Raw genomic sequence first — 16,295 nt, forward strand, 5'->3', positions numbered from 1 at the left:
GCGGCCATGGAGATCAGCGTGGTCGCCGCGGCGCGTGAGGACGACAGCCCCGTCGAGGAGCCGTTGCGGGTCGCGGCGGTCGCCGACCGGCTCGGATACGGCGAGGTGTGGCTCGGCGAGGGGCCGACCTGGGACGCGTTCGTGCTGGCCACGGCGGTCGGGCGGGCCACCGGCGGGGTCGCCCTGACCGCCGGTCCGGTGGCGGTGTCGGTCCGCGACGCCTACAGCCTCGTCCGGGGCGCCGCCTCGGCGGCCGCGGTCACCGGGCGCCCGGTGGGCGTGGCGCTGGGCACCTCCAGCAAGCGGGTCGTCGAGGGCGTGCACGGCCGGCCCCGGGTCCGTCCGGCCGCTGTGCTGGAGGAGACGGCCGCCGCCCTGCGGGCGCTGCTGCACGGGGAGCCCGGCGAGCCGGTCGTGCCCGGCAGCGGATTCCGGCGCCGGCAGCGACCGCCCGGCGGTCCGCTCACGGTGGCCGCGTTCGGGGACCGGGCGATCGCCACGGCCGCCGCGCACGCCGATCGGATGCTCCTGGACGTCGTCTCCCCGGAACAGGTCCGCGTCCTGCGCGCCAAGCTGCACGACGCGGCCGAGCGGGCCGGCCGCACCCCGCCGCGACTGGCCGCCTGGGTGCCGGCCGCCGTCGACCCCGACCCCGCCTCGCTCACTCAGGTCCTGCGCGGCGTCGCCGGCTACCTCACGGTGCCCGGCTACCGCGAGATGTTCGCGGCGGCGGGCTTCGGCGAGGCGGTCGACCTGGCCCGTGCGGGGGCCGGCGCCGACACGCTGCTGCGGGCCCTGCCGGCCGAGGCCGCGGCCACGGTCGGCCTGATCGGCGCCCCCGACGCGGTACGGGCCCGCATGGAGGCCTACGCGGCGGCCGGCCTGGACGAGATCGCCCTGGTCCCCGCCACGGCGGGCGACCCCGGCGGCGAGCGCACCCTGACGGCGCTCGCGCCGGAGCGACGGGGCCTCAGCCGCCGTACGCCCCCGAGGCCGTCAGCCGCAGGGCCGTGTCGATGAGGGGGACGTGGCTGAAGGCCTGCGGGAAGTTGCCGACCTGGCGCTTGAGGTGCGGGTCCCACTCCTCCGCCAGCAGGCCGAGGTCGTTGCGCAGGGAGAGCAGCTTCTCGAAGAGCTTCCGCGCCTCGTCCACCCTGCCGATCATCGCCAGGTCGTCCGCCATCCAGAACGAGCAGGCGAGGAACGCGCCCTCGTCGCCCGGCAGGCCGTCGACGCCCTCGTCCGTGCCCTCCGTCGGGTAGCGCAGGATGAACCCGTCGGACGTGGACAGCTCGCGCTGGATCGCCTCGATGGTGCCGATCACGCGCTTGTCGTCCGGCGGCAGGAAACCGACCTGCGGGATCAGCAGCAGGGAGGCGTCCAGCTCCTTGGAGCCGTAGGACTGGGTGAAGGTGTTGCGCTGCCTGTCGTAGCCCTTCTCGCACACGTCCCGGTGGATGTCGTCGCGCAGCTGCTTCCACTGCTCCACCGGGCCGTCGGCGTCGCCGGACTCGATCAGCTTGATGGTGCGGTCGACGGCGACCCAGGCCATCACCTTGGAGTGCACGAAGTGGCGGCGCGGGCCGCGCACCTCCCAGATGCCCTCGTCCGGCTCCTGCCAGTGCTTCTCCAGGTAGCGGATCAGCTTCAGCTGGAGCAGCGAGGCGTAGTCGTTGCGGGCCAGACCGGTCATGTGGGCCAGGTGCAGGGCCTCGGTGACCTCGCCGTACACGTCCAGCTGGAGCTGGTGCGCCGCGCCGTTGCCCACCCGGACCGGGGCGGAGTTCTCGTAGCCGGGCAGCCAGTCCAGCTCCGCCTCGCCGAGCTCGCGCTCACCGGCGATGCCGTACATGATCTGCAGGTTCTCCGGGTCGCCGGCCACCGCGCGCAGCAGCCACTCGCGCCAGGCGCGGGCCTCCTCACGGTAGCCGGTGCGCAGCAGCGAGGACAGGGTGATCGCCGCGTCCCGCAGCCAGGTGTAGCGGTAGTCCCAGTTGCGGACGCCGCCGATGTCCTCCGGCAGTGAGGTGGTGGGCGCGGCCACGATGCCGCCGGTGGGGGCGTACGTCAGCGCCTTGAGCGTGATCAGGGAGCGGATCACGGCCTCCCGGTAGGGGCCGTGGTACGTACAGTGCTCCACCCACTCGCGCCAGAACTCCTCGGTCGCCTCCAGCGACTGCTCCGGTTCCGGCAGCGGCGGCGGCTGCTTGTGCGAGGGCTCCCAGGAGACGGTGAACGCGATCCGCTCGCCCGGCGCGACGGTGAAGTCCGCGTACGTGGTCAGCGACTCGCCGTAGGTCTCCACGGAGGTGTCGAACCACACGGAGTCCGGGCCCGCGACGGCGACCGTGCGCCCCTCGTGCCGGTGCACCCAGGGGACGATCCTGCCGTAGGAGAACCGCATCCGCAGCGCGGAGCGCATGGGCACCCGGCCGGAGAGGCCCTCCACGATGCGGATCAGCTGCGGGGCGCCGTCGCGCGGGGGCATGAAGTCCGTCACCCGGACCGTGCCGCGCGGGGTGTCCCACTCCGACTCCAGGATCAGCGAGTCGCCGCGGTAGCCGCGCCGGGTCGCCGTGGGCGGCTCGGCGTCCTCGGCGTGCGCGGGACCCAGCCGCCAGAAGCCGTGCTCCTCGGTGCCCAGCAGGCCGGCGAAGATGGCATGGGAGTCGAAGCGGGGCAGGCACAGCCAGTCCACCGTGCCGTCCCGGCAGACCAGCGCGGCGGTCTGCATGTCTCCGATGAGTGCGTAGTCTTCGATGCGCCCGGCCACGTGCAACTCCAGTCGAACGGCCACGTCACCCCGCAAGGGGCTGTCGCTAGTGCGGTCAAGGGGTCTTGTAAATACGGCGTTGAGCCGTGAGGCACAACAGTCGCTCGGCCGCGGGGGCAAAGCGTCGATCTCTGCTCAACGAACTGACGAGCTCACGTTGTTCCGGAAGTCACGGGCGGGGGTGGTGCCGTTCGGCCGGCCGGGCTCGGCAGCGAGTGTCCGAGCAGGATACGACGCACGTAGATGATCTGTGTGCCGCTCGGGACAACCCGGGTCCGCCGAACGAGTGACCAAGGGGTGAGGGCCCCGTGTGCGGTGATCGTCCGTGGCGGCGCGTGCGCGGAGCGTGGCCGGGAGCCATCGCCCCGCGGCGCTGTTACGCTGGTAGCCCGTGGACCGGTGGGCCAGAAAGCCCCGGAACCGCACCCACAAGCCGCGACCACGGGAGCCCCCTCTTGGCCATGCCGCCCGCTGTTTTCCGAAACGGCTCAGCTTCGACGACCAAGCACATCTTCGTCACCGGGGGTGTCGCCTCCTCGCTCGGCAAGGGGCTCACCGCCTCCAGCCTGGGCATGCTGCTCAAGGCCCGGGGTCTGCGCGTCGTGATGCAGAAGCTCGACCCGTACCTCAACGTCGACCCGGGCACGATGAACCCCTTCCAGCACGGTGAGGTGTTCGTCACCAACGACGGCGCCGAGACCGACCTGGACATCGGCCACTACGAGCGGTTCCTCGACCGCGACCTCGACGGCTCCGCCAACGTCACCACCGGCCAGGTGTACTCGACGGTGATCGCCAAGGAGCGGCGCGGCGAGTACCTGGGCGACACCGTCCAGGTCATCCCGCACATCACCAACGAGATCAAGCACCGCATCCGCCGCATGGCGACCGACGAGGTCGACGTGGTGATCACGGAGGTCGGCGGCACGGTCGGCGACATCGAGTCGCTGCCGTTCCTGGAGACCGTCCGCCAGGTCCGGCACGAGGTCGGCCGCGACAACGTGTTCGTGGTGCACATCTCGCTCCTGCCGTACATCGGCCCCTCGGGCGAGCTGAAGACGAAGCCGACCCAGCACTCGGTCGCGGCGCTGCGCAACATCGGCATCCAGCCGGACGCGATCGTGCTGCGCTGCGACCGCGAGGTGCCGACCGCGATCAAGCGGAAGATCTCGCTGATGTGCGACGTCGACGAGGCCGCCGTGGTCGCCTGCCCCGACGCCCGCTCGATCTACGACATCCCGAAGGTCGTGCACTCCGAGGGCCTGGACGCCTACGTGGTGCGCAAGCTGGACCTGCCGTTCCGGGACGTGGACTGGACGACCTGGGACGACCTGCTCGACCGCGTCCACAACCCCGACCACGAGATCACCCTCGCCCTGGTCGGCAAGTACATCGACCTGCCCGACGCCTACCTCTCGGTCATCGAGGCGCTGCGCGCGGGCGGCTTCGCCCACAAGGCCCGCGTGAAGATCAAGTGGGTCACCTCCGACGACTGCAAGACCCCGGCCGGCGCCCAGGCGCAGCTCGGCGACGTCGACGGCATCTGCATCCCGGGCGGCTTCGGCGACCGCGGTGTGCTCGGCAAGGTCGGCGCGATCAAGTACGCCCGCGAGAACCGGATCCCGCTGCTGGGCCTGTGCCTGGGCCTGCAGTGCATCGTGATCGAGGCCGCGCGCAGTCTCGCGGACATCTCGGACGCCAACTCCACCGAGTTCGACCCGGGCACCGCCCACCCGGTGATCTCCACCATGGCCGAGCAGATGGACATCGTCGCCGGTGAGGGCGACATGGGCGGCACCATGCGGCTCGGCATGTACCCGGCGAAGCTGGCCGAGGGCTCGATCGTGCGCGAGGTGTACGACGGCAAGGAGTACGTGGAGGAGCGCCACCGGCACCGCTACGAGGTGAACAACTCCTACCGCGCGGAGCTGGAGAAGAAGGCGGGCATCGTCTTCTCCGGCACCTCCCCGGACGGCAAGCTCGTCGAGTACGTCGAGTACCCGCGCGAGGTCCACCCGTATCTGGTCGCGACCCAGGCGCACCCGGAGCTGCGCTCGCGTCCGACCCGTCCGCACCCGCTCTTCGCGGGCCTGGTGAAGGCCTCGGTCGAGCGGAAGATCTCGAAGTAACACACCCGGTTGTACGGTGGCCGGGGCGCGGACCCTCGAAGGTGCGCGCCCCGGCCACTTTTTCGCACATGTTCACGCACGGCACGCGCACGACCGCCGTACGTCGGGAAGGACAGCCATGACGATCAAGGACACCCCGGAAGAGTGGGAGATCCGCGGGACCGCGACCCCGTTCACGGGCAACAAGACCTCCGTCCGCACCGACGACGTGGTCATGCCCGACGGGAGCGTGGTCCACCGCGACTACCAGGTCCATCCGGGGTCCGTGGCCGTGCTCGCCCTCGACGACGCCGACCGGGTCCTGGTGCTGCGCCAGTACCGCCACCCCGTGCGCCACAAGCTGTGGGAGATCCCGGCCGGCCTGCTCGACGTCCCCGGCGAGAACCCGCTGCACGCCGCCCAGCGCGAGCTGTACGAGGAGGCGCACCTCAAGGCGGAGGACTGGCGGGTGCTGACCGACGTCTACACCACGCCCGGCGGCTGCGACGAGGCCGTACGGATCTTCCTGGCCCGGGGGCTGTCCGAGGCCGAGGGCGCGCGCTTCGAGGTCGAGCACGAGGAGGCCGACATGGAGCTGGCCCGGGTCCCGGCCGAGGAGTTGGTGCGTGGTGTGCTGGCCGGCGAGCTGCACAACAACTGCCTGGTGGTGGGCGTCCTCTCGTTGGTCGCCGCGCGGGCCGGTGACGGCCTGGACGCGCTGCGTCCGGCTGAGGCGCCCTGGCCGGCGCGTCCGTTCGAGGCCTGATTCCCTCCCGCGCACACGGTGATATGACCATCGGCTGATCCGATCGGGGGATGTGCCCGCCGCGCTCCACCGGGAACGTCGCAGAGCGTGAACTAGGCTCTGGAAAACGCCCGGTCCGGAGTCCCGGCGGGCTTGCGCGCGCGGTGGGACGGGAGTGAGGCCCGTGGCGGATCAGGCGGTGGACCCAGACGGTGCGCGGCTCCTTCGGGACGCCGCCGACGAGGGTCGATTCCTGGGCCGTACGAGGGAGTTGAAGGAGTTGCGCGCCGACATCGAGCGCGCGGGACTGGACACCCTCTCCGGCCGCAAGGCGCCCCGCGCGCGTGTGCTGCTCATCGCCGGCCGGCCCGGCTCCGGCCGGAGCGCCCTCGCCGGGGAACTCGTGCGCCAGGTCGCCGACCGCTACCCCGACGGCGTGCTGCGCGCCCGGCTGAGCGAACCCGACGGCACGCGCGTGCCCGTCGGGCGCGCCGCGCGGGAGCTGCTCGACGCGCTGGAGGCGCCCGCCCCCGCCGGGGCCGCCGAGGACGAGCTCGGCGAGGCGCTGCGCACCGCGCTGGCCGACCGCCGGGTGCTGCTCCTGCTGGACGACGCGGCCGACGCCGAGCAGGTCGACGCGCTGCTGCCGGACAACCCGGACTGCCTGGCCGTCGTCGTCTCCGCGGGTCCGCTGACCGGCATCGCGGACGTCCGCCCCTGCACCCTCGGCGGCCTCGACACCAAGTCCGCGGTGGAGGTGCTGTCCCGGTTCACCGGATCGGTGCGTGTCACGGTCGACCCCCGGGCCGCCGAACGGCTCGCCGAGCAGTGCCAGGGGCAGCCGGCCGCCCTGGTGCTGGCCGGGGGCTGGCTCGCCGCCCGGCCCAAGGCCGCCGTCGCCGACCTCGCCGGGCAACTGAACGCGGACCTCGGCCAGGGCACCGTCGTCGGCCGCGTCCTGAGGCTCGTGCACGCCTCGCTGCCCGCGTCGGCCGCCCGCACCCTTCGGCTGCTCAGCCTCGCCCCGGCCGGTCTGGTCGACCCGCACACCGCCGCCGCCCTCGCCGGCTGCTCGGTGGAGTCCGCCCGCGCCACCCTGGACGACTTCGTCGCGCACGGGCTGCTGCACCCGGTGGGCGGCTCGTCGTCGCCGCAGTACGAGGTGCCGTGCTGTCTGCACCCCCTGCTGAGCGCCCTCGCCCGGGACCACGAGCGGCCCGCCGAGCTCCAGCTGGCCCGCGCCCGGATGCTGGAGCGGACGGTACGACTGCTCCAGTCGTGCCGGGCCATCACCGAGACCGACAGCCTCCGGGCGCGCGAGAAGCTCCTCGAGATGCCGCGCTCCCTGCGCTTCCCCGGCCCGCGGGCCGCCGCCGACTGGTTGCGCGTACGCCGTCCCGCCCTGCTGGCCTCCGCGCGGCTCGCGGTCGCCGACGGGGAGCTGGACACCCTCGCCCGGCGCCTGATGTCCCAGCTGGTGCGGGCCATGGTGGCGCACTTCGGCACCCGGGCCGCCGCGAGCGACCTGTACGACGTCCACGGCCTGGTCCTCGACGTCGCCGAGCGCCGGAACCTGCCCCGCGAGCGGGCGGCGGCCCTGCTGAACCTCGGCGACCTCGACGCCCGCACCGGCCGCACCGCCGACGCCCTGGGGCGCTACCGGACCGCGCTGGACGCCGGACGCGAGGCGAACGACCCGTACGCGACCGGCCGCGCGATGGAATCCGTGGGCGGCGCCCATCTGGAACTGGGGGACTACGACCGGGCCGCCGACTGGTTCGGCCGCGCTCTGACCGAGCGGCTGGCCCGCGGCGAGGGCGAGGACGCCGCCCGGCTCTACGGCCGCATCGGCGCCGCCCACACCTACGCGGGCCGCTACGGCGAGGCACTGCGCAACTGGCGCGCGGCCGTCGCCGGTCACCGCAGGAACGGCGACGTGGCCGCGCAGGCGCGGGCGCTGAGCGAGCTGGCCCGGGTGCAGGAGTACGCGGGGCGGCTCGACGAGTCGCTGCGCACCTGCCAGGAGGCCGTGGAGTGGGCGGGCCGGGCCGAGGACACCCGCTTGCAGGCCGCGCTGCACCTGCGGCTCGCCGACTCCTTCCAGCACCTCGGCGACCCCGCGTCGGCCGCGCTGCACCGGGGCACCGCCGAGCGCATGCTGGCAGAGGAGGCCCTGGAGGAGGACTCCGAGCCGGAACACGGAGCTAACGCCTGCGAAATCCGTAGCTCATCCGCTGAAGAATGAAGCAATGAAAGGCTAGACAGCGGGAACACCTTCATTAAACTGGCTCTGCCGCGCAATCTTCTGCGGTCTCTCCCGGTGTGCCCCTGCGTGCCCGGGTATGCGTAGTGATATCCCCCTGCCCTCTGAGCCAAGGACCGTGATCGACGTGAAGGTCGGCATCCCCCGCGAGGTCAAGAACAACGAGTTCCGGGTGGCCATCACCCCCGCCGGCGTCCACGAACTGGTGCGCCACGGCCACCAGGTCGTCATCGAGCGCGGCGCCGGCGTGGGCTCCTCGATCCCGGACGGCGAGTACATCGCCGCAGGCGGGCAGATCCTGGACGCCGCCGACGAGGTCTGGGCCGCCGCCGACCTGCTGCTGAAGGTCAAGGAGCCCGTCGCGGAGGAGTACCACCGTCTGCGCAAGGACCAGACCCTCTTCACCTACCTGCACCTGGCCGCGTCCAAGGAGTGCACGGACGCCCTCCTGGAGTCCGGCACCACCGCGATCGCCTACGAGACCGTCGAGCTGCCCGGCCGCGCGCTGCCGCTGCTCGCCCCGATGTCCGAGGTCGCGGGCCGGCTGTCCACCCAGGTCGGCGCCTACCACCTGATGCGCGCCCACGGCGGCCGCGGTGTGCTGCCCGGCGGTGTCCCCGGTGTGCTGGCCGGCCGGGCCGTCGTCATCGGCGGCGGCGTCTCCGGCTGGAACGCCGCGCAGATCGCCATCGGCATGGGCTTCCACGTGACCCTGCTGGACAAGGACATCAACAAGCTCAAGGAGGCCGACAAGGTCTTCGGCACGAAGATACAGACCGTCGTCTCCAACGCCTTCGAGCTGGAGAAGGCCTGTCTGGAGGCCGACCTCGTGATCGGCGCGGTGCTGGTCCCGGGCGCCAAGGCGCCGAAGCTGGTCACCAACGAGCTGGTCTCGCGGATGAAGGCGGGAAGTGTCCTTGTCGACATCGCGATCGACCAGGGCGGCTGCTTCGAGGACTCCCACCCGACCACGCACGCCGAGCCGACCTTCAAGGTCCACGAGTCGGTGTTCTACTGCGTCGCCAACATGCCCGGCGCGGTGCCCAACACCTCCACCTACGCGCTCACCAACGCCACGCTGCCGTACATCGTCGAACTCGCCGACCGCGGCTGGGTGGAGGCACTGCGCCGCGACCCCGCGCTCGCCAAGGGTCTCAACACGCATGACGGCAAGGTGGTTTACAAGGAGGTCGCCGAGGCGCACGGCCTGGAGCACGTCGAGCTCGCCTCGCTGCTCGGCTGAGCCGCGGGGACGGTAAGTCGACCAAGTCGTCGACCGTCAAAGGCGATACGTCAACATGTGTCGTCAACGTCATGTACCGGGCCGGACCTTGTCCCACAAGGTCCGGCCCGATGTGTGTAGGGTCACTTCCTGATTCCGGGACGACTCGCCTCGAACGTGACCCTTCTACCGATTCGCACACCCGTGAAACCTGCCGTGCGACGGCCGTACGCCCTTGACAGAGGGATGTTTCATCGCCGACACATCGGGTCGGGTCCGGCGGATTGTGTTGCTGCGAACGGTCGACACGCCATAGAGTCGCCAATCGTCGGCATGGTGCCACGCTGACCTGTCTAGAAGTTTCCTGGTCGCCAAGGAGGTAAGACGACTTGTGAATGAGTCGACATTTACTCCCGGGGGTGGTCACCCAGGAATGCCTGCGCCGGACCAGGGGCCCACGGGATCCGCTGCTGTCGGCTCCGTGGCTGTGCGCACCTTCGCAGCCCACCGGAGTCACCGGACTTCGGTGGTGACTCAACCAGGACACCAGAGCATGGATGGCCATCACGTGAACGCCATGGCCGGCGACGGAAGTGGCGCGCCCCACAACCATTTCGCCGACTACGACGAATTGCCCGAGGGGCACTTCTACGACCCCGACGCCGAGTACGAGCCCGACCCCGAGTACGCGGCCACGCTCGCGCCCGACGCGGCGCGCCAGCGCCGTGAGCGCGTCGGCCCGACCGGGCGCCCGCTGCCGTACTTCCCGATCCCGGGTCCGCTGACCGAACACGGCCCCGCGAAGATCATCGCGATGTGCAACCAGAAGGGCGGCGTCGGCAAGACCACGTCGACCATCAACCTGGGCGCCGCGCTCGCGGAGTACGGACGCCGGGTGCTGCTCGTCGACTTCGACCCGCAGGGCGCGCTGTCGGTCGGTCTCGGCGTCAACCCGATGGAGCTCGACCTCACCGTCTACAACCTGCTCATGGAGCGGGGCATGGCGGCCGACGAGGTGCTGCTGAAGACCGCGGTCCCCAACATGGACCTGCTGCCCAGCAACATCGACCTGTCGGCTGCCGAGGTGCAGCTGGTGAGCGAGGTCGCGCGCGAGTCCACGCTGCAGCGGGCGCTGAAGCCGCTGATGGACGACTACGACTACATCGTGATCGACTGCCAGCCCTCGCTGGGCCTGCTCACGGTCAACGCGCTGACCGCCGCGCACAAGGTGATCGTGCCGCTGGAGTGCGAGTTCTTCGCGCTGCGCGGTGTGGCGCTGTTGACCGAGACGATCGAGAAGGTCCAGGAGCGGCTCAACCCCGAGCTGGAGCTCGACGGGATCCTCGCCACGATGTACGACTCGCGCACGGTGCACAGCCGTGAGGTGCTCGCGCGGGTGGTCGAGGCGTTCGACGACCACGTCTACCACACGGTCATCGGGCGCACGGTCCGCTTCCCGGAGACCACGGTCGCCGGTGAGCCGATCACCACGTACGCGTCCAACTCCGTCGGTGCCGCCGCCTACCGCCAGCTCGCCAGGGAGGTGCTCGCCCGGTGTCACGCCGAGTGAGTCTGCCGGGGGCCGACGAACTCTTCCGTACGACAGGGGGGATGGCGCTCCAGGCGTCGACCCCCAGACGCCAGGCCAACGGCGACGCCCGCGTCCCCGCACCCGCGGGGGAGGGCGACGCGGCGGCCGCCGCGGAGGACGCGCCGCAGTCGGTGCCCGCGCAGGGCGGCGAGGGCACGGAGCACGTCGCGGCGGACGCGGAGCCGGGCGGGGCCGGGGAGTCCCGCAGCCGCGACGCGGCGGGCTCCGGGCGGCGCCAGACGGCACAGGACGGCGCGGCCCAGCCCAAGCGGGGGCGGGCGGCGGCGCGGCGGCCCAGCGGCCGTGAGCGGCACGACGAGAAGATCACCGTGTACGTGTCCGCCGAGGAGTTGATGGACCTCGAGCACGCGCGTCTGGTGCTGCGCGGCGAGCACGGGCTGGCGGTGGACCGGGGCCGGATCGTCCGCGAGGCGGTCGCCGTGGTCCTCGCCGACCTGGAGAGCCGCGGGGACGCCAGCATCCTCGTACGACGCCTGCGGGGCCGGTAGCGGTAGCCTGCGGAGGTCATGACCTCGAACGACGCGCCCACTCCCGGAGCCCGGCCGCCCCGCCGCCGCACCCTGGGCCGGGGACCGGGCGCGACGCCCGAGGAGGGCGCGGGGATCCCCACGGCGCCCTCACCGGAGGTGACGCCGCGGGGCACGGCCTCGGAGCCGGGCCCGGCGGCCCGGCCGTCGCCCGGGGCGTTCGAGGGAGCGGCGCGTGCCTCCTTCTCGGACACGCCCGGGGAGCCGGACGGCGAGGCGTCCGCGGAAGTCCCTGCGGTCGTCGGGCCGGAGGCGGCGCCCGAGGACGGGGCCGCGGGGTGCGAAGGGCCGGGCCCGGTGGACGCCGCGCCGCTCGCGTCGCCCGCGGGGGCGGACGAGCCGGTGACACCGCCGAAGGGCGCGGTCGCCGGGTCCGGGGAGCCGGGTCCGAGGACCCCGGGACGCCCCTCGCCGGTTGATCCGGTGGGCGCCTCGGAGCGTGGGACCGCCGTGTCGGGGGAGACGGGTCCGGGTGCCGGCCCGGTGAGCGTGGGGCGGGCGGACGCCGCGAGCCGCCCCGGGGAGCCCTTGCCGGGGGCGCCACCGGCGCGGGAGGCGGTCGTGGGGACCGTCGCGCGTGCGTCGGCACCGGCGGCGGACGCCGGTGAGGACACGGACGGGGCGGAGCCCGCAGGCGGTGTGCCGAGGGCGGGCGCCGGCGAGGACGACGACGGGCGGTTCACGGTTCGGCTGGCGAACTTCGAGGGGCCGTTCGACCTCCTGCTCCAGTTGATCTCGAAGCGCAAGCTGGACGTCACCGAGGTGGCGCTGTCCGAGGTGACCGACGAGTTCACGGCGCACATCCGGGCCATGGGGCCCGACTGGGACCTGGACGAGACGACCGAGTTCCTGGTCGTGGCGGCCACGCTGCTCGATCTCAAGGCGGCCCGGCTGCTGCCCGCCGCCGAGGTGGAGGACGAGGCCGACCTCGCCCTCCTCGAGGCCCGGGACCTGCTGTTCGCGCGGCTGTTGCAGTACCGCGCGTACAAACGGATCGCCGAGATCTTCAGCCGGCGCCTCGACGACGAGGGCCGCCGCCACCCCCGTACCGTCGGACTCGAACCGCACCACGCCGAGCTGCTGCCCGAGGTCGTCATCGGCATCGGCCCCGAGGGGTTCGCCGGGCTCGCCGCCAAGGCGATGCAGCCCAGGCCCAAGCCGCAGGTGTACGTCGACCACATCCACGCCCCGCTGGTCAGCGTGCGGGAGCAGGCCGGGATCGTCGTCGCCCGGCTCAGGGAGCTCGGCGAGGCGGGCTTCCGGGCCCTCGTCGAGGACACGGACGACACCCTGACCGTCGTGGCCCGGTTCCTCGCCCTGCTGGAGCTGTACCGCGAGAAGGCCGTCGGCCTCGACCAGGAGACCGCGCTCGGCGAGCTGACCGTGCGCTGGACCGGTGGGGACGGGGACGCCGTGCCGGCGGTCACCGACGAGTTCGACCGGCCGCCGGAACGGCCCGAGGAGGAGAGGACGCCGTGAGCGAGGAGACGACCGACACCCCCGCCGGGCCGCACACCGTCGCGGAGCTCGACCTCAAGCCGGCCCTGGAGGCGGTCCTCATGGTCGTGGACGAGCCCGCGACCGAGGAACACCTGGCGAGGATCCTGCAGCGTCCCGGGCGCCAGGTCGCGGACGCGCTGCGCGAGCTGGCCGACGAGTACACCCTCCAGGGCCGCGGCTTCGAGCTGCGCCTCGTCGCGGGCGGCTGGCGCTTCTACACCCGCCCCGAGTACGCCGCCGCCGTCGAGGGCTTCGTCCTGGACGGTCAGCAGGCCCGGCTCACCCAGGCCGCCCTGGAGACCCTCGCGGTCGTCGCCTACCGGCAGCCGGTCAGCCGCAGCCGCGTCTCCGCCGTGCGCGGAGTCAACTGCGACGGCGTGATGCGCACCCTCCTGCAGCGCGGTCTGATCGAGGAGGCGGGCACGGAACCCGAAACAGGTGCGATCCTGTACACGACGACGAACTACTTCCTGGAGCGGATGGGCCTGCGCGGTCTGGACGAGCTCCCGGAGCTCGCGCCCTTCCTCCCGGAGGCGGAGGCGATCGAGGCCGAGACGCTGGAAGCGGTCCCGTCGTTCGATCCGGACGCCCCGGATTCCGAGGACGCAGACGACAAGACGGAACTTTGATGCGAAGCAGCAGCGGCAGGAACAGCAGCGGAAACAACGGCGGGAGCCGTGGTGGCAACAGCGGCGGCCGCGGCGGGAGCGGCGGTGGCCGCGGCGACCACCGCGGCGCCGGCAACAACCGTGACGACCGACAGGGCGGCCGTCCGAAGAAGCCGCGCCCGGAGGAGCGGCGCTACGACGTGGGCCCCGGCGCCACCCAGGAGGGCCCCAAGTCGGGCCGTGGGCCCACGGCCCGCGGAGGCGCCAAGGGCGGGCCGAGGAAGCCCCTGCAGCGAGGGCGCTCGGTCCCGGCCACGTCCCGTGAGTACGAGACGCGGGCCGAGGAGCGCAACCGGGAGCGGTACGCGGGCAAGAAGGACATCAAGCTGCCCAAGACCTTCCCCGGCGCCGAGCAGGAGGGCGAGCGGCTGCAGAAGGTGCTCGCCCGCGCGGGCTACGGCTCCCGGCGCGCCTGCGAGGAGCTGATCGAGCAGGCGCGGGTCGAGGTCAACGGCGAGATCGTGCTCGAGCAGGGCAAGCGGGTCGACCCGGAGAAGGACGAGGTGAAGGTCGACGGCCTGACCGTCGCCACGCAGTCGTACCAGTTCTTCTCGCTCAACAAGCCCGCCGGTGTCGTGTCGACCATGGAGGACCCGGAGGGCCGGCAGTGCCTCGGTGACTACGTCACCAACCGCGAGACCCGCCTCTTCCACGTCGGCCGGCTGGACACCGAGACCGAGGGCGTCATCCTGCTCACCAACCACGGCGAGCTGGCGCACCGGCTGACCCACCCCAAGTACGGCGTGAAGAAGACGTACCTGGCGGCCATCGTGGGCCCGATCCCGCGCGACCTGGGCAAGAGGCTCAAGGACGGCATCCAGCTGGAGGACGGCTACGCCCGCGCGGACCACTTCCGGGTCGTGGAGCAGACCGGCAAGAACTACCTCGTCGAGGTGACCCTGCACGAGGGCCGCAAGCACATCGTGCGCCGCATGCTCGCCGAGGCCGGTTTCCCGGTCGACAAGCTGGTGCGCACCGCCTTCGGGCCGATCACCCTGGGCGACCAGAAGTCGGGCTGGCTGCGCCGGCTGTCCAACACCGAGGTCGGGATGCTGATGCAGGAGGTCGACCTCTAGGGGCTTGTGAGCCCGGCCCGCACCCCCTTTAATAGTCGCAGTGACTATTAAAGGGGGTGCGGGTCATGGACGGCTACGACAAGTACGCCTTCGAACCGTTCGCCGTCACCGTCGACCTCGCCGTGTTCACCCTCCGCGCGGGCGCGCTGCACGTGCTGCTCGTCGAGCGCGGCCAGGAGCCGTACGCCGGACGGTGGGCGCTGCCCGGAGGATTCGTCCGGCCGGACGAGCCCGCGGAGCGCGCGGCGCGGCGCGAGCTGGGCGAGGAGACCGGGCTGACGGACGTGTCCGGGCTGCATCTGGAGCAGCTGCGGACCTACAGCGAACCCGACCGCGACCCCCGGATGCGGGTCGTCTCCGTCGCCTTCGCGGCCCTGCTGCCCGACGCGCCCGAGGCGCGCGGCGGCAGCGACGCGGCGCGGGCCCGCTGGACGCCGTACGACTCCGTGCGGGAGCTCGCCTTCGACCACGGCCGGATCCTGGCCGACGCGCGCGAACGCGTCGGCGCCAAGCTCGAGTACACCTGCCTCGCCACCGCCTTCTGCCCGCCCGAGTTCACCCTCGGGGAGCTGCGGCAGGTCTACGAGACCGTGTGGGGCACCGTCCTGGACCGGCCCAACTTCCGGCGCAAGGTGCTCGCCACCCCCGGCTTCGTCGAAGCCGTCCCCGGCGCCGCGCGCCTCACCGGCGGCCGGGGCAAACCCGCCGCGCTGTACCGCGCGGGCGCCGCCACCGCCCTCCACCCGCCGCTGCTCCGGCCGACCCCGGAAGGACGTCCCGCATGACCACGACCACCGTCACCAAGCGCGCCGCGACAGGAGCGCTCACCGGACTCGCCCTCGGGGACGCGCTGGGGTTCCCGACCGAATTCATCGGTGTACCGAAGATCCTGGACTGGTACGGGCCCTGGCGGGCGATGGAGTTGCCCACACCTGCCCGCGTGACCGACGACACCCAGATGACGCTCGCGCTCGGGCGGGGACTGCGCACGGCCATGGACCGGGGACCGCTCACCCCCGAGCGACTGGAGCGGCCGGTGCGCGAGGAGTTCGTGGAGTGGTACCGCTCGCCCGAGAACAACCGCGCACCGGGGCGGACCTGCCTCACGGCCTGCGGCCTGCTGCAAAGCGATCTCCCCTGGCAGGACGCCAGCCAGATCGGCTCCAAGGGCTGCGGCGCCAACATGCGCGTCGCGCCCATAGGCCTGGCCCCCGGCCTGACCGACGAACAGCGCGCGGGAGCCGCCCAGTTGCAGTCCGCGCTCACCCACGGGCACCCCACCGCCCTCGCCGCCTCCGACCTCACCGCCCACGCCGTACGACTGCTGGCGGAGGGCGCCGAGCCGACCGGCCTGATCGGACGCCTGCGCTCCTACGCCTACGAGAACCGCACCCGCTACCACGCGTCCTGGCTCGGCGACCTGTGGACCCGCGCCCAGGACCCCACCCCCGAACACTTCATCGCGCGCGGCTGGGACGAGTGCCTGGACATCCTCGAACGCCTCCGGCACGCCGTGCGCACCGTCTCGCCCGAGACCGACCCCTGCCTGGCCACCGGCGAGGGCTGGATCGCCGAGGAGGCCCTGGCGACCGGGCTGCTCTGCTTCCTGCTCTTCGTCGACGAACCCCTCACCGCCCTGCGCCGCGCCGCCTGCACCGCGGGCGACTCCGACTCCCTCGCCTGCCTCACGGGCGCCTTCGCCGGCGCGTACCTGGGGGCCGACGCCTGGCCCGCCGAGTGGGCGGACCGCATCGAGTACCGGGGCGAGCTGCTGGCGCTGGGAACGCTCTGGGACGCTTGA

Annotated in this window: 13 protein-coding genes; 12 read left to right on the forward strand and 1 reads right to left on the reverse strand. The window is 72.6% G+C overall.

Annotated features, from left to right (window positions below; translation table 11 throughout):
• Window positions 1–6 precede the first annotated feature (6 nt).
• Window positions 7–1,020: an LLM class F420-dependent oxidoreductase gene (locus tag ADK41_RS01540; protein ID WP_051843138.1), complete on the forward strand. Its 1,014-nt coding sequence runs from the start codon at window positions 7–9 to the stop codon at window positions 1,018–1,020.
• Here the strand turns inward: ADK41_RS01540 and ADK41_RS01545 are convergent.
• Complete coding sequence (locus ADK41_RS01545) at window positions 971–2,773, reverse strand: glycoside hydrolase family 15 protein (protein ID WP_030825539.1); 1,803 nt, start codon at window positions 2,771–2,773, stop codon at window positions 971–973. The genes ADK41_RS01540 and ADK41_RS01545 overlap by 50 nt on opposite strands.
• A gap of 461 nt (window positions 2,774–3,234) precedes the next feature.
• Between ADK41_RS01545 and ADK41_RS01550 the strand changes: the two genes are divergently transcribed.
• The 11 genes from ADK41_RS01550 (at window position 3,235) to ADK41_RS01600 (ending at window position 16,295) form a co-directional block, all read left to right on the forward strand.
• Window positions 3,235–4,902, forward strand: coding sequence for a CTP synthase (locus ADK41_RS01550; protein WP_030825542.1), 1,668 nt, complete (start codon window positions 3,235–3,237; stop codon window positions 4,900–4,902).
• Between the two features lie 118 nt (window positions 4,903–5,020).
• Window positions 5,021–5,647, forward strand: a complete 627-nt coding sequence (locus ADK41_RS01555; RefSeq protein WP_030825544.1) for an NUDIX domain-containing protein — start codon at window positions 5,021–5,023, stop codon at window positions 5,645–5,647.
• Between the two features lie 163 nt (window positions 5,648–5,810).
• Entirely contained in the window at window positions 5,811–7,871 is a 2,061-nt protein-coding gene (locus ADK41_RS01560) for a tetratricopeptide repeat protein (protein ID WP_030825547.1), read from the forward strand.
• 136 nt (window positions 7,872–8,007) lie between these two features.
• Complete coding sequence (gene ald, locus ADK41_RS01565; protein ID WP_030825550.1) at window positions 8,008–9,132, forward strand: alanine dehydrogenase; 1,125 nt, start codon at window positions 8,008–8,010, stop codon at window positions 9,130–9,132.
• Between the two features lie 547 nt (window positions 9,133–9,679).
• On the forward strand, window positions 9,680–10,681 hold the full coding sequence (locus ADK41_RS01570) for a ParA family protein (RefSeq protein WP_030825554.1): 1,002 nt from the start codon (window positions 9,680–9,682) through the stop codon (window positions 10,679–10,681).
• Window positions 10,666–11,211: a hypothetical protein gene (locus ADK41_RS01575; RefSeq protein WP_234318737.1), complete on the forward strand. Its 546-nt coding sequence runs from the start codon at window positions 10,666–10,668 to the stop codon at window positions 11,209–11,211. Before ADK41_RS01570 ends, ADK41_RS01575 begins: the two co-directional genes overlap by 16 nt.
• Before the next feature lie 336 nt (window positions 11,212–11,547).
• Entirely contained in the window at window positions 11,548–12,729 is a 1,182-nt protein-coding gene (locus ADK41_RS01580) for a segregation/condensation protein A (RefSeq protein WP_432422505.1), read from the forward strand.
• Window positions 12,726–13,379 (forward strand): SMC-Scp complex subunit ScpB, encoded by a 654-nt coding sequence (scpB, locus tag ADK41_RS01585; protein ID WP_030825561.1) that lies wholly within the window; start codon window positions 12,726–12,728, stop codon window positions 13,377–13,379. Before ADK41_RS01580 ends, scpB begins: the two co-directional genes overlap by 4 nt.
• On the forward strand, window positions 13,379–14,494 hold the full coding sequence (locus ADK41_RS01590; protein WP_030825564.1) for a pseudouridine synthase: 1,116 nt from the start codon (window positions 13,379–13,381) through the stop codon (window positions 14,492–14,494). Before scpB ends, ADK41_RS01590 begins: the two co-directional genes overlap by 1 nt.
• Before the next feature lie 65 nt (window positions 14,495–14,559).
• Window positions 14,560–15,279: an NUDIX hydrolase gene (locus tag ADK41_RS01595; protein ID WP_030825567.1), complete on the forward strand. Its 720-nt coding sequence runs from the start codon at window positions 14,560–14,562 to the stop codon at window positions 15,277–15,279.
• On the forward strand, window positions 15,276–16,295 hold the full coding sequence (locus ADK41_RS01600) for an ADP-ribosylglycohydrolase family protein (protein WP_030825570.1): 1,020 nt from the start codon (window positions 15,276–15,278) through the stop codon (window positions 16,293–16,295). The genes ADK41_RS01595 and ADK41_RS01600 overlap by 4 nt, the downstream gene beginning before the upstream one ends.

The sequence above is a fragment of the Streptomyces caelestis genome (assembly GCF_001279005.1).
Taxonomy (GTDB): domain Bacteria; phylum Actinomycetota; class Actinomycetes; order Streptomycetales; family Streptomycetaceae; genus Streptomyces; species Streptomyces heliomycini.